This is a genomic window from Aestuariibius sp. HNIBRBA575, from assembly GCF_040932005.1.
Classification (GTDB): Bacteria; Pseudomonadota; Alphaproteobacteria; order Rhodobacterales; family Rhodobacteraceae; genus CANLNM01.
In genome coordinates this window covers 1,299,744-1,313,339 of sequence record NZ_CP162414.1, presented here as the reverse complement: position 1 = coordinate 1,313,339, position 13,596 = coordinate 1,299,744, and the positions used below count along the sequence as shown (strand labels likewise).

The window sequence follows — 13,596 nt, the reverse complement described above, 5'->3', positions numbered from 1 at the left end:
TATGGCCCCCCGCCGCAAAGTGCTCGTCTCAACTATGAAGAACGAAGGCCCCTACCTGTTGGAATGGCTGGCCTATCACAAAAGCATCGGTATCGAAGAATTCTGCATCTTTTCAAATGATTGCACCGATGGCACCAACCTGATCCTGAACCGTTTGGATCAGATGGGATTGATCAAACATTATGACAATCCACTGGGCCCGCGTATGGATCCCCAGCGGGCCGCCTATAGCCGTGCCGGTAAAATGGACTGGGTCAAATCCGCCGATTGGGTTCTGATTGTCGATGCGGATGAATTTCTGAACGTGAAAATTGGCGATCATTCGATTGATGCGCTGATCGATGCCAACCCGGATGCCGACGCCATTGCGGTGAATTGGCGGCTTATGGGGTCATGTGGTCACGCGCATATGTCCGATGAATTGGTCACCGAACGGTTTACCCGCGGGTCCACCTTTGAAGAGCCTGAAAACGGTCTGGTTTGGGGGTTCAAAACCTTGTTCCGGCCCGGAAAATTCGATTTCTACGGTGTGCACCGTCCCAAAATGTTCAAAGACAAAGATGTCACGCCCGACATGGCCAAATGGGTCAATGGCGATGGCAAAGACGTCACCGAAAAATTGATGATCAAAGGCTGGCGGTCCAACAAAGACATCCTCGGTTATTCGATGGCGCAGGTGAACCATTATGCGATCAAATCGCGCGAAGATTTCCTGCTGAAACGTCTGCGCGGCACGGCGAATTCCAAAAACAAAGACCGGATTGATCAGGATTATTTCGGCAAATATGACCTGAACGCAAACGAAGATTCATCAATCCAAACCGCAGCTATTCAGCCGATGGTCGATGAATGGATGCAAGACGGTGATCTGGCCGCCTTGGTGCGTGCCTGCGCTGAATGTTCGCGCCGCGCCTTGGCCTATCAGGTCGAAGTGCCTGAATATAAACACTTTGTTGATACAGGCGTATTCCCCGGTTCCAGAGAGGCCGCTGAATGAACGCACGTTTTATCTGCATCGGCACCCACCACAAAACGGGCACGATCTGGATGCGCAAAGTATGGCGCGCCATCCAAGAGGATCAGGGCATTCCGTTTATGCAATGCTACCGCACCAAAAAGATCGCCGAAGCCGCCACCAGCGGCCCGCAGATCATCGTCAACTGGTCCAGCACATTTCCCAAAGAGCTGATGGCTCTGGATCACGCGCGTTTCCTGCACATCATTCGCGACCCGCGCGACGTGCTGCTGTCAGGCATGCGTTATCACCGTATTGCGCCGCTGGGGAATGAAAAATTCCTGCGCGAAACCCGGTCAGATTGGGGCGGGAACAACTATCAGGATCATCTGAACGCCCTGCCCGGCGATCTGTCGCGGTTGGCGTTTGAAATGGAAAACAAACACCGCGAAACCGTGGATGAGATGCTAAAATGGCCCTATGGCCATCCCCATGCCGTGGATGTGAAATACGAAGATCTGATCGAAGATCATGACTGTTCTATCATTCGCAACATGCTGGTGCGGTTTAACATCGAAGGTTTGGATATTGATCGCGCGGTGCAAACCTATTGGGATCATTCACTTTTTGGCGGATTGGCCAAAGAAACGGATCGATCTGACCGCCAGAACTTGCATGTCAGTTCCGGCGCCAAGGCACAATGGGTTTCCAAATTGCCCCGTGAAATTGCCGTAATCTATGCGGAACGTTTCCAGCCTGCGCTGGAAACGCTTGGCTATGCCCAAGATGATTCATGGGTTGATGACTGCACCCCGTTTCGCGAAATGCAGTCCTGAATTTATGTAACGCGGTGAAAGCGCGGCATCGGATCCCATGCCGCGCACAGCATCTCGTCCAATTCTGCGGAACGCACGTGACGACGGCCGGCATTTGGCAGAAATGTCATTTCCCCCAAAAACAAATCTTTGCCGCGCAAATACAGATCAACACGACAATACTGGAACCCTTTGGCCAGTCGCACAGCAACTTGTTGCGCCTTATCCGCATTTTCCGGAAGCGGCTCTTCGTGTTTGTTCACACGTAAAAAATCATGCGGCAAATAGTTCAAGTTTTCGTCGTAAACTGGATTATGCCGATCCTCGGAATGAAGCCCCACATCCATTTGCAACAGAACCGGGGCCCCATTGATCACATGAAACCGGAAATCGGTCAGAGATCCGTCCCCATTTCCGTCCAAAAGGTCCTGTTCCAAGAACACCTTGCGGTCGATTTTGAAATACCACCATTGGCTGCTCGACTTCCCATAGGCGGTGTGCAGCCATTCATCTGCGATCTTGCGCAGCTCTTTCATTTGGATGTCCGAACATGGCAGTTCAACTTTGACATTCATCGCGCTGCCGTGATTGGCCTTCAGATAATATGTCCCCGGCTTGATGTCTCTAAAATCCATGTCATCCGCGTTGGACCACGCACCGGCGACGGTCGCCGTGGAAACGGTGTCCTCTAGGTCGCTGGGGATACATTCACCGACCAACAGCTTGTCAGCCGGGTTAACGCGCGGCATGGCCATTGTCACGGAATGTAGAATGTTCATCGCTCCAAATGATGTCGGTTCGATAAAATTCGGCCAAACGTCATTTTTGCGGTAATAACTGGCCGCGCCCCTACAGGCGGTCCACTTTGCCATTTTTTCGCTGAACTCAGACAGCAAAGTCATATGCGTTTCCGAGGAAACCTCATCTTCGGACGCCGCAACTTGGGCGACATGCCAACGATGAAAATCCTCAGCAAAATCATGAATGTATCGATCATGATTCTCGTTTCTGGCCCGATTCAAATAAAACTGATTTTCATAGAACGGACGCGTTAGCTGCTCACCCATAACACCACCCTCTTTATTTTGTTAAACAGAGGTTAGCCGTGGAAATGGATGAAAATGTGTCCAATTCGTGAAAAGTTTTGAGCTTGTCCGTGGTCGGTTTGTACCCCGTTAGAAATGTCCAACCGGGCCGGATTTGGCAGCGTTTGACAGGGTGCCAAACACATATTGCGCCACAGACCGGAAACAGATCACCTGCACCATTCCGGTGTCGGACATCCAAAACGCCGCGGCCACCTGGGCGATACGCGTGCGGCGAAAATCGCCCGATGAAAAGCTGTCGTTAGACATATCCACCGGTGACAATCGTGCGATCGTATCACGTGCGATATCCGGCGCGATTGTGAACATTGCTCGCGCATCTGAGACGTTTTCAGCCATAAAATGTGTGCCCGCCAGACCTGTTTCGATCTGTGTTAAAGCGTCTGCGACATCCCCATAGGGCAGCAAAATCAACAATTCGTCCGGCGACATCCAGGCCAATCCGCGATCACCTGACATGTTTACGCGACGTGTTTCAGGAACCTCTACCCCGGTGATTTGCAAACAGGTTTTGCGCAAAGTCACATCGGACAAATCCCCGCGCAGCGTGATCATGCCACGCAATCCGCATTCCTGCACGCCGTTTTCAGATTTGCCATTCAAAGCGCTGACAAGGTTAGACATTTTGCTTCTCCCCTTCTGGATCAAAGAAGACAGGGCTGACGATTTTGGCCGCCACATCAGGCGCGTTGATGCCGGGGAATGTGATGACTTCGCCCATGCGGTCCGGCCCGTTCAGAACCAATCCCATTGCAATCCCTTTGTTCAATGTCGGCGAATGATAGGTGGATGTGACGCGGCCTTGGGTCATTTTCTGACCGTTGGCGTTAACCCCATCGGCGATGGCATAGGCCCCGTCCGGGATCACCGACCCGTCCAAGGTTTCCAGCCCGACCAGCTGCCAACGCGTTGGATCAGCCATATGCGACCGCAATTGTGCGCGTTTGCCGATAAAATCGTCTTTCTTTTTGGAAATGGCCCAGTGCAGGCCCAAATCCTGCGGAATGACCGTGCCATCCGTTTCGTCGCCAATCATGATGAACCCTTTTTCGGCGCGCATGATATGCAGGCATTCCGTGCCATACGGCATCACGCCAAACTCTGCCCCGGCATCGATGAGGGTATCCCAAAATGCGCGGCCCTGGCTGGCGGGAACGGCGATTTCAAACGACAATTCGCCGGAAAATGAAATGCGATAGATCCGGGCGTCAAAGCCGCCTAATTTGGCATCAACCCAGCCCATTAATGGTAGGGCCGCTGCGGACAGATCGGTTTCCGTTCCGATTTTTTCCAATACTTTTCGTGCATTAGGACCAACAACAGCGACCTGAGCCAATTGTTCGGTGGCATTGACGACGTAAACTTTCCAGTCCCACCATTCGGTTTGAAGCCACTCTTCCATGTGGGCATGAATGCGGTCTGCGCCGCCAGATGTGGTGTGACATAGCCATGTGTCGTCATCAATGCGCGCAACCACGCCGTCATCCAATAGGAACCCGTTTTCGGAACACATCAGCCCATAGCGGCATTTGCCCGGTTTCAGATTCGACATCATGTTTGTGTACATCATGTCCAGAAAACGCCCTGCATCTGGGCCTTTGACGATCAATTTACCCAGCGTAGACGCGTCCAACAGCCCGAGGTTTTGCCGCGTGTTCAGCACTTCGCGCATCACCGCGTCATGCTGGCTTTCCCCGTCGCGTTGATAGCAATACGGGCGGCGCCATTGGCCAACCGGTTCCCAATCCGCCCCGTTTTGATCATGCCACGCATGCATCGGGGTTTGTCGGATCGGTTGAAACAGCTCGCCGCGTGCTTCGCCTGCAATCGATCCCATGGAAATCGGCGTATAGGGCGGGCGGAACGTGGTGGTTCCCACAGACGGGATATCCGCGTTCAACGCGCCAGCCAACGTCGCTAATCCATTGATGTTGCTCAGTTTACCTTGATCAGTCGCCATACCCAATGTGGTGTAACGTTTGGTATGTTCGACGCTTTCATAGCCCTCTTGGGCAGCCAATCGCACGTCCGAAACTTTGACGTCGTTTTGATAATCCAGCCACATTTTCATGCGCAAAGCCGGGCCTGCGCCCTGTGGCATCATCCAAACTGGGGCCATCGGGGATTGGGCAACGATGTCTGCTTTGGGGGTGGTGCCACCCAATGTTGCCACCACATCCGATAGGGTTTGATCACAGGTCAACGCGCCATTGGCAGCCCCAACTACCTGCACAAATCCGGTGCCATCAGCCCCCAAAGGCGGACGGTTTGCATCTGGGCGAAACATCGCGTTTTCGGTGTCCCAAGTCAGTTTGCCACCACAATGAGACCACAGATGCACCACGGGCGACCAGCCGCCGGACATGGCCACCGCATCACAAGAAATCTCTTCCAAAACAGCGCCTTCGCCTGCTTGGGCACAGATTGTGACGCCGGTCACACGTTTGGTGCCTTTGACCGATGCGATGGCTTTGCCGAACTGCACATTGATGCCCAGCGACTGCGCCTGCGCCACCAAATCCCCATCCGAAGAGGGGCGTGCATCGATGATCGCAGGCACGTCCAGCCCGGCGTTTTTCAGGGCAATCGCGGTGCGGTACGCGTCGTCATTATTGGTCACCACAACAGTGCGGTCCCCAACTGAAACGCCCCAATTAACCACATAATCACGCAACGCAGCGGCCAGCATCACACCGGGAATATCATTGCCCGCAAAGCTAAGCGGGCGTTCAATTGCACCGGTTGCGGTGATGATTTTGCCAGCGCGAATACGCCACAAACGGTGCCGCGGTCCATCAACGTCGGGGGTATGATCGCTCAGCCGTTCATACGCCAGCACATAGCCGTGATCATAGATGCCCGCCCCCATGCAGCGCGCACGGATTTGCACGTTTTCCATGGCCTGCAATTCAGCCAAGGTAGCGTCGATCCAATCCGCGGCCGGTTGGCCATCGATCACGTCGCCATCAACCGGCGCGCGTCCGCCCCAATGGGCGTTTTGTTCGACCAGCATGACCTTTTGACCATTCGCAGCGGCCTGTTTCGCCGCCAAAAGCCCTGCAATGCCGCCGCCAATGATCAGCACATCGACCATGGCATAGAAATGTTCATAGGTGTCGACATCGCGGTCTTTGGGCACTTTGCCAAGACCGGCGGATTGCCGGACAATCGGTTCAAACAGGTGTTTCCACGCGGCCCGCGGCGCCATGAAGGTTTTGTAGTAAAACCCGGCTGGCAGGAACCGGGCGACTTTGTTGTTGATCGCGCCGATGTCAAATTCCAGGCTGGGCCAGTGGTTCTGGCTGGACGATGTCAGCCCGTCAAACAATTCGGTGGTTGTGACCCGTTGGTTGGGTTCAAACGTGCCACCCTGCCCCAATCCGACCAGCGCATTGGGTTCCTCAGCGCCAGAGGCCACGATGCCGCGCGGGCGGTGGTATTTGAACGACCGACCGACCAGCATCTGGTCATTGGCCAGCAATGCCGAGGCAAGCGTGTCGCCTGCGTGACCCTGTAACTGTTTGCCGTTAAAGGTGAATTTCACGGTTGAGGTGCGGTCGATCAGGCGACCGCCTGTGGCCAGACGTGTGCTCATGAAAAGGTCCTCCAGCTCCAACCGGGCCGTTTGGCGGTGATCGCATCACAGATGTTTTGCGGGGGTTCGGTGGTCTGGGCGCTATAGGTGCCAAAGATTTCCAGCGTCGCCGTGCAGCGTGCCGCATGGAACCATTTTCCGCAGCCATTCACGTGCCGCCAACGTTCAAAATGCACCCCACGCGGGTTTTCCCGCATGAACAGGTATTCTTCGAATTGGTCGTCAGTGGACCCGGGGCCGTGACGTTTCAAATGCGCCTCGCCACCGGCGTGAAATTCAGTTTCTTCGGCGCGCACGCCGCAATAGGGGCAATCGAGGATCAGCATTGTACGCCCTTTCGATTAATCGAAGAAAAGGTGTGAAAAATCAGGTCATACATCAGTGGGCCACCCCTGCTGCGACGCTTTCGTCGATGAATTTGCCTTCGCGGAACCGGTTCATGGTGAATTCTTCGGTCAGGGGGGAATGACCTTTGGCCATCAGTTCGGCCATGGCCCAGCCTGATCCGGGGATGGATTTAAACCCGCCCGTGCCCCAGCCAGCATTGATGAACATGCCCTCAACCGGGGTTTTGGTGATCATTGGCGACCGGTCGCCTGTGACATCCACGATCCCGCCCCATTGGCGCAGCATTTTCAGGCGCGACACCATCGGGAAGGTTTCGACCAGCGCGCGCACGGTTTCTTCGATGTGGTGGAACGATCCGCGCTGGGTGTAGTTGTTAAACCCGTCCGTACCGCCGCCGATGACCATTTCGCCTTTGTCGGATTGGGACATATAGCCATGCACAGTATTGGCCATCACCACCACATCCATGCAGGGTTTGATCGGTTCGGACACTAAGGCCTGCAACGCCACGCTTTCCATTGGGACGCGGAACCCGGCCATTTCGGTCAACACAGACGTGGACCCGGCCACAACCACGCCCAGTTTGTCGCAATCAATCGCGCCTTTGGTGGTGTCCACGCCAACCACACGGGCGCCATCGCGGCGAATGCCGGTGACTTCGCATTGCTGGATGATGTCCATGCCCATGTCTGAACAGGCCCGCGCATAGCCCCAGGCGACCGCATCATGGCGCGCCGTGCCGCCGCGTGCCTGATAAAGCCCGCCCAGAACCGGATACCGTGGCCCATCTAAATTGATGATCGGCACCAATTGTTTCACCCGGTCCGGCCCGATCCATTCGGTTTGAACGCCTTGTAATGCATTGGCATAGGCCGTGCGCTGATAGCCGCGAATTTCGGATTGGGTCTGGGCCAGCATGATCACGCCACGGGGGCTGAACATCACGTTGTAGTTCAGATCTTGGGACATGGTTTCATACAGGCTGCGGGCCTTTTCATAGATCGCCGCCGACGGGTCCTGCAGATAATTGGATCGAATGATGGTGGTGTTGCGCCCGGTATTGCCGCCGCCCAGCCAGCCCTTTTCGATCACAGCCACATTGGTGATGCCAAAGTTTTTGCCCAGATAAAACGCCGTCGCCAGACCATGCCCCCCGGCCCCGACGATCACAACATCGTATTTCTTTTTGGGGTCTGGCGCGCGCCAAGCCCGTTCCCAACCGGTATGATACCGGGCGGCTTCACGGGCGATGGCAAAGGCTGAATAGCGTTTCATTTGGGCGTTTCCCTATGGATTCGGTGCACAGATTTCGAACCTGTGGATTCGGGCGTTGGATATTTTGATACGGAATTTCACATTTGCGACAAAGCTGCCGAACGGCACGACACAGGTCAGTTGCGACATGTGATCCATTCACCGGATTTTTACTGTGAAACCTTGCTGGGGCACAGGGCTACAATGTCGCGGGGGTTTCCCCCGGCTGCGGGCTTCTTTAGGGAAGTGGTGACCAGTATCGGAGACGTTATGCTGTTTTGGATCATCTCAGGTGTGATGGCGATTTTGACCGTCGCGACTATTGCAGTGCCGCTGTTGCGGATCAAATCCCAATCCGACCCGGATCAGGCGGATGCGCCGCGCGAAGATTTGGCGATCTATCGGGACCAATTGGCCGAGGTGGACCGGGATTTGGCGCGGGGCGTTTTGGACCAGACCGAAGCAGAACGCACTCGCACGGAAATTGCGCGTCGCCTGTTGGCGGCTGACACTGCGCAGCAGGCGGTTTTGGTCAATGGGTCAGGATTGGCCAACAAAGCATTGGCATTGGGGGGCGGCATCGCGATCCTTGGCCTAACGATTGGCCTGTATCTGAGCCTGGGCGCGCCGGGTTATCCAGACATTCGGCTGGCAGATCGATTGGCCCGGTCCGATGAGATGCGTGAAAACCGTCCTTCGCAGGCTGACATGGCGGCATTGGTCGCGCAAAACGCCCCGGCCCCAGACCTAGGTGATGTGCCAGAGGAATATATGGCGATGGTCACGCAATTGCGTGACATTGTTCCCACCCGCCCGGATGATCTGAACGGATGGCAATTGCTGGCCCGTCACGAAGCGGCGCTATCGCAATACGGTGCAGCGGCGATTGCTCAGGAACGGGTTGTCGATTTGCTGGGGGTGCGGGTCCCCATAGAGGAACAGGTGCGGCTGGTTGATCTGATGGTGGCCGCAACCGAAGGCTTTGTGTCCCCAGAGGCCGAATTCATCACCCGTCAAATACTGGATCGCGAGCCACAAAATATCGCGGGGCGGTATTATCTAGGGTTGCTTTATGATGGTACAGATCGTCCTGATCTGGCGTTTCGGCTATGGCAACCCATTGTGGATCATGGCCAAATAGAAGATGTGCATGTGCGCCTGACCCGGTCCCAGATCGAAGTCGCAGCATTCCGTGCTGGCATTGATTACACATTACCCGCCCTATCCGAAACACCTGTCACAGGCCCGAGTGCCGCAGACATTGCAGCGGCCGCGGACATGTCTGAGGCGGATCGCGCCGACATGATCCAAGGCATGGTTGCGCAATTGTCTGACCGTTTGGCAAACGAAGGCGGCCCTGCCAGCGACTGGGCCCGCCTGATCAGCGCCTATACGGTTTTGGGCGACACCGTCAGGGCCAATGCCATTCTGGGCGAAGCCCGCGACGTCTTTGCCCAACATCCCAATGAATTATCCATGATCGAACGCGCAGCAGCGCAGGCGGGACTAACGGAATGATCACTGAAACCGCAGAAGAATTTGTAACCCAAGTCCCCCAAATGGGCGCCTTGGCCGGGCTGGATTTGGGCACCAAAACGATTGGGGTCGCTATTTCCGATGTCTTGCGGTCGGTATCGACCCCGACCCAAACCATCAAACGCAAAAAATTCGGCGTTGATGCAGCGCAATTATTAGAGATCTGCCAGAAACGCGACATCGTCGGATTGGTGCTGGGATTGCCGCGCAACATGGACGGATCCGAAGGTCCGCGCGCCCAAGCCACCCGCGCATTCGCCCGCAATCTAAGCCGGTTAACCGATTTGCCGATTGTCTATTGGGATGAACGCATGTCGACCATTGCCGCCGAACGCGCCCTAATTGAGGCGGATACGTCTCGAAAACGTCGCGCAGAGGTCATAGATCATGTGGCAGCTGGGTATATTCTACAGGGGATGTTGGATCGATTGCAACATTTGAACGCCGCCACTTGAGCGGTAAAATTGGGATTGAAACGCGGATGAACACACCCGACAAATCAAATGACATCTGGGCCCGTTCCGAGATTGAGAGCCCCTGCGTGAACATTTGTGTGGTTCATCCAGAGGCGCGTATTTGCACGGGCTGTTTGCGGTCGATGGATGAAATCCGCGATTGGAGCCAAATGAGCCCTGAGATGCGCCAAGACATCATGGCCGCGTTGCCAGACCGTGCCGGGCAATTGAAAAAACGCTGGGGTGGACGCGCCGCGCGTTTGGGCCGTGGCTAGCGGTAAAACCGGCCTGATTGCGATCTAATACCCCAGCGCTTTGCGCAACATATTCAGCGCCACCAAGATCAGAAACACACCAAACACCCGTTTCAACGGTTTGGGGTCCATTTTATGGGCCAGTGCTGCCCCCCATGGCGCGGTGATCAATGTCATTGAAATCACCAGCGCAAAGGCGACCAGATTGACCGCGCCGATTGTGTAGGGCGGGGCCACTGACATATCGACCATCAAAAACCCGATCACGGATGGGACGGCAATGATCACGCCAAAACCGGCCGCCGTGGCCACTGCGCGGTGAATGGGCGTGCCAAACAGGCTCATGACGGGGACGCCAAAGGATCCGCCGCCGATCCCCATCAACACGGATAAAAACCCCAGCAATGGCGACAGCGCCCACCGCAATGGCCCTGTTGGCATTGTGTCCGCCAACCGCCAATGCGATCGACCAAATGCCATATAAAGCCCAACGATGATGGCCAGTCCCCCAAATATGAATTGCAACGTAGCAGAGCGGAGCAAAGCTGCGATGCTGACACCGATGATGGCACCAACCACAATACCCGGCGCCCAGCCCCGCAGGATGCCCCAATCCACCGCCCCTTTGCGGTTATGGGACAAAACGGACCGCATCGATGTGACGATAATGGTGGCCAACGACGTGCCCAGACACATCTGCATCAATTGCGGCGAGTCATAGCCAAGCACGGTGAACGCATAGAAAAACGCAGGCACCAACACTATGCCGCCACCCACGCCCAGCAATCCGGCCAATACCCCAGCAAACGCGCCAATTCCCAGCAATAACAACGCCATCGGCAATAAGAGGGATAGGTCCGGCATGGTTTTCTCCTTTGGGGTTAACCCGTGTCGGCACCTTAGTTGGGCAAATAGAAAAGACCAGCCTTAGGGGTGACTTTTCAGGTTTTTCAGAAACCGGCGCGCCGTGTTGGGCGGGCTTTCTTCGTAATCCATCGACAAATAGGCGCTGGCCATTTGATTGTCAGGATCGGCGCTGACTTGGACATAGGTCATCCCCCCTGCGAGGGCCTGTTGTTCGACATAGGTCATGAGTTTCTGACCAATCCCCTGCCCGCGCGCATCCGGTTCGACGTATAAATGATGCACATATAGCCCAAATTCCTGCGCATGTAGCTGTGTCACGCGGTAATAGGCCACATAACCCACAACAGGATCACCACAGGTCGCAAAGGTCAAAAACCCGGCTTGGTCAATCAAAGAGGCGATTGTTTCAGCCGTCAAAGAGGACGTGTCGCCATGATGTTCGCACAGGCCTTGGGTCAGATGCGCAATTGTTTTGGCATCCGTGACACGCGCGGGACGCACATTCATGTCACCGCCTCTAATGCGCGCAACACAATGTCGGTGCCCGCGCCAGGTTTGTGCCCTTCTTGAGAAAGAATACGACGCCAATGACGTGCCCCGGGGCGGCCCTGAAACAGCCCCAGCATGTGGCGCGTCACCTGAGCCAATTTGCCCCCCTGCGACACATGCCAGTCAATATAAGGCAGCATTTCACGAACGATTTCAGCGGCTTCCTTGGATTTGGCGATGCCAAAAATCCGCTGATCCGCATCCAGCAACACGCTGGACGGTGCATGATAGGCAGCACGTCCAATCATCACGCCGTCAAATCCCGCGGCCAGATGAGCCTCGGCTTCGTCCAATGTAGTCACCCCCCCATTGAGCGAAATATGCAGGTGCGGAAAATCGCGTTTCATCTGCAACGCAATGTCGTAATCCAAAGGCGGAATATCGCGGTTTTCTTTGGGGCTCAGCCCTTGCAGCCATGCCTTTCTGGCGTGAATTGAAAACCGTTTTACGCCCGATTTTGCAACCGTTTCAATAAAATCAGGCAGGACCTGTGTCGGGTCCTGATCATCCACACCAATCCTGCATTTTACAGTTATTTCAACGGGCTGCGCGTCAATCATGGCCTGACAACAACGCGCCACCAAATCCGCGTTTTCCATCAATACCGCGCCAAATGACCCCGATTGGACCCGATCCGACGGACACCCACAATTGAGATTGATCTCATCATATCCAAACTCTGCCCCAAGCGACGCTGCCTGCGCCAATTCATGGGGATCAGAACCGCCCAATTGCAACGCAACCGGATGTTCCTCGGGGTTGTAGTCCAACAAATGCAGCGCATTGCCCCGCACCAAAGCCGGCGCCGTTACCATTTCTGTATAAAGCAGCGTTTGCGAGGACATCAAACGATGCAGATACCGGCAATGGCGATCCGTCCAATCCATCATCGGGGCGACAGATAGACGTGCGGATTGGGTTACATTTGTGGTCATGTCGACTTTTCCAAGGCCCATCTGTTGGGCTTTTACCTGAGTAAAGCTCTCTTAATACAGGGGGGATCATTCAAACCACCTCAAATTGCGGCGGCCATCAAGCGATAGGTGATCTGAGCGGCGGTGAAATCCCACGCGGCATTGCCGTCTGGGGCCAGCTCCACCACATCCAGGCCAACACATGTGCGCCCTTTCAGGCAATGTTCGACCAAACGCAGCGCTTGGTAATAGCTAAGCCCACCGGGCACCGGCGTCCCTGTGGCGGGCATCTGTGACGGATCAAGCCCATCCACATCAAACGACACATAGACCAATTCGGGAAAGTCATCGGGTAGATCAACTTCGAAAATGTTGTTGACCACCAATTCCTCAGCGTCGCGAAAAAAGACATCATATTTTTCGCGGCTCTCTGCCTCTTGTTGGCATAGGGCGCGCACACCAAATTGCGCCAGACGCACCCCCTGTTCGGACAACAAATGCATCACCGAAGCATGTGAATGTTTTTCGCCCTGATAGGCAATGCGCAGATCCGCATGGGCGTCGATCTGAACGATCCCGACCGGTTTGCCCAATCCCCGCATGACCCCCATCACCGCGCCATATGTTAACGAATGTTCGCCCCCAAGCGTGACCGGGATTTTACCATTTTCAACGGCTGTTTGTGTCCGCTTTGCCAATCGTTCCATGACCTCGGGCAGCGGTCCGTCGCAATCAACACAAGGTTCCGTGGTGATCCCGTTTGCACATGGCTCTGACCCGTTGCACAACCGTTCAAGTTCATCGCTGGCCGATAGGATCGCACCCGGCCCCATGGCCGTCCCTGCCCCAAATGACACGGTGCGTTCCAGAGGCATCGGAATGACACGAAACATAGCGTTTTGACCGCGTTCCGATGGCGTTAATTCGCTGTCCAGAAACGGTGTCATT

General features: G+C 55.3%; 14 protein-coding genes. 5 read left to right on the top strand and 9 right to left on the bottom strand.

All coding sequences use genetic code 11. The annotated features are described in order from the left end of the window. Position 1 precedes the first annotated feature (1 nt). The gene (locus AB1F12_RS06670; protein WP_368187522.1) at positions 2 to 997 is read left to right on the top strand and encodes a glycosyltransferase family 2 protein; all 996 of its coding nucleotides are present in this window, start codon (positions 2 to 4) and stop codon (positions 995 to 997) included. Then, the gene (locus tag AB1F12_RS06665) at positions 994 to 1,791 is read left to right on the top strand and encodes a sulfotransferase domain-containing protein (RefSeq protein WP_368187521.1); all 798 of its coding nucleotides are present in this window, start codon (positions 994 to 996) and stop codon (positions 1,789 to 1,791) included. Before AB1F12_RS06670 ends, AB1F12_RS06665 begins: the two co-directional genes overlap by 4 nt. 2 nt (positions 1,792 to 1,793) lie before the next feature. Here the strand turns inward: AB1F12_RS06665 and AB1F12_RS06660 are convergent, their stop codons facing one another. From AB1F12_RS06660 to AB1F12_RS06640, 5 genes are all read right to left on the bottom strand, one after another. Continuing rightward, entirely contained in the window at positions 1,794 to 2,672 is an 879-nt protein-coding gene (locus tag AB1F12_RS06660; RefSeq protein WP_368187520.1) for an ATP-grasp fold amidoligase family protein, read from the bottom strand. Positions 2,673 to 2,945: 273 nt separating this feature from the next. Further along, positions 2,946 to 3,500, bottom strand: a complete 555-nt coding sequence (locus AB1F12_RS06655; protein WP_368187519.1) for a sarcosine oxidase subunit gamma — start codon at positions 3,498 to 3,500, stop codon at positions 2,946 to 2,948. Then, entirely contained in the window at positions 3,493 to 6,471 is a 2,979-nt protein-coding gene (locus tag AB1F12_RS06650) for a sarcosine oxidase subunit alpha family protein (protein WP_368187517.1), read from the bottom strand. Before AB1F12_RS06650 ends, AB1F12_RS06655 begins: the two co-directional genes overlap by 8 nt. After that, on the bottom strand, positions 6,468 to 6,797 hold the full coding sequence (locus tag AB1F12_RS06645) for a sarcosine oxidase subunit delta (protein ID WP_368187515.1): 330 nt from the start codon (positions 6,795 to 6,797) through the stop codon (positions 6,468 to 6,470). The genes AB1F12_RS06650 and AB1F12_RS06645 overlap by 4 nt, the downstream gene beginning before the upstream one ends. Positions 6,798 to 6,849: 52 nt before the next feature. Beyond that, positions 6,850 to 8,094: a sarcosine oxidase subunit beta family protein gene (locus AB1F12_RS06640; RefSeq protein ID WP_368187513.1), complete on the bottom strand. Its 1,245-nt coding sequence runs from the start codon at positions 8,092 to 8,094 to the stop codon at positions 6,850 to 6,852. Positions 8,095 to 8,343: 249 nt separating this feature from the next. Between AB1F12_RS06640 and ccmI the strand changes: the two genes are divergently transcribed. The 3 genes from ccmI to AB1F12_RS06625 are packed head-to-tail and all read left to right on the top strand — an operon-like array spanning position 8,344 to position 10,339. Next, positions 8,344 to 9,591, top strand: coding sequence for a c-type cytochrome biogenesis protein CcmI (gene ccmI, locus AB1F12_RS06635; protein WP_368187510.1), 1,248 nt, complete (start codon positions 8,344 to 8,346; stop codon positions 9,589 to 9,591). Next, on the top strand, positions 9,588 to 10,064 hold the full coding sequence (gene ruvX, locus AB1F12_RS06630; RefSeq protein WP_368187509.1) for a Holliday junction resolvase RuvX: 477 nt from the start codon (positions 9,588 to 9,590) through the stop codon (positions 10,062 to 10,064). The genes ccmI and ruvX overlap by 4 nt, the downstream gene beginning before the upstream one ends. Before the next feature lie 26 nt (positions 10,065 to 10,090). After that, a complete protein-coding gene (locus AB1F12_RS06625; protein ID WP_368187507.1) occupies positions 10,091 to 10,339 on the top strand; it encodes a DUF1289 domain-containing protein in 249 nt (82 codons plus the stop codon). Between the two features lie 24 nt (positions 10,340 to 10,363). Here AB1F12_RS06625 and AB1F12_RS06620 read toward each other — a convergent pair whose 3' ends face one another. From AB1F12_RS06620 to speB, 4 genes are all read right to left on the bottom strand, one after another. Next, the gene (locus AB1F12_RS06620) at positions 10,364 to 11,182 is read right to left on the bottom strand and encodes a sulfite exporter TauE/SafE family protein (RefSeq protein ID WP_368187506.1); all 819 of its coding nucleotides are present in this window, start codon (positions 11,180 to 11,182) and stop codon (positions 10,364 to 10,366) included. Positions 11,183 to 11,245: 63 nt separating this feature from the next. Further along, positions 11,246 to 11,692: an N-acetyltransferase family protein gene (locus AB1F12_RS06615; RefSeq protein ID WP_368187504.1), complete on the bottom strand. Its 447-nt coding sequence runs from the start codon at positions 11,690 to 11,692 to the stop codon at positions 11,246 to 11,248. Continuing rightward, on the bottom strand, positions 11,689 to 12,669 hold the full coding sequence (gene dusA, locus AB1F12_RS06610) for a tRNA dihydrouridine(20/20a) synthase DusA (protein WP_368187503.1): 981 nt from the start codon (positions 12,667 to 12,669) through the stop codon (positions 11,689 to 11,691). The genes AB1F12_RS06615 and dusA overlap by 4 nt, the downstream gene beginning before the upstream one ends. Positions 12,670 to 12,749: 80 nt before the next feature. Then, positions 12,750 to 13,595: an agmatinase gene (gene speB, locus AB1F12_RS06605; RefSeq protein ID WP_368188297.1), complete on the bottom strand. Its 846-nt coding sequence runs from the start codon at positions 13,593 to 13,595 to the stop codon at positions 12,750 to 12,752. Position 13,596 lies beyond the last annotated feature (1 nt).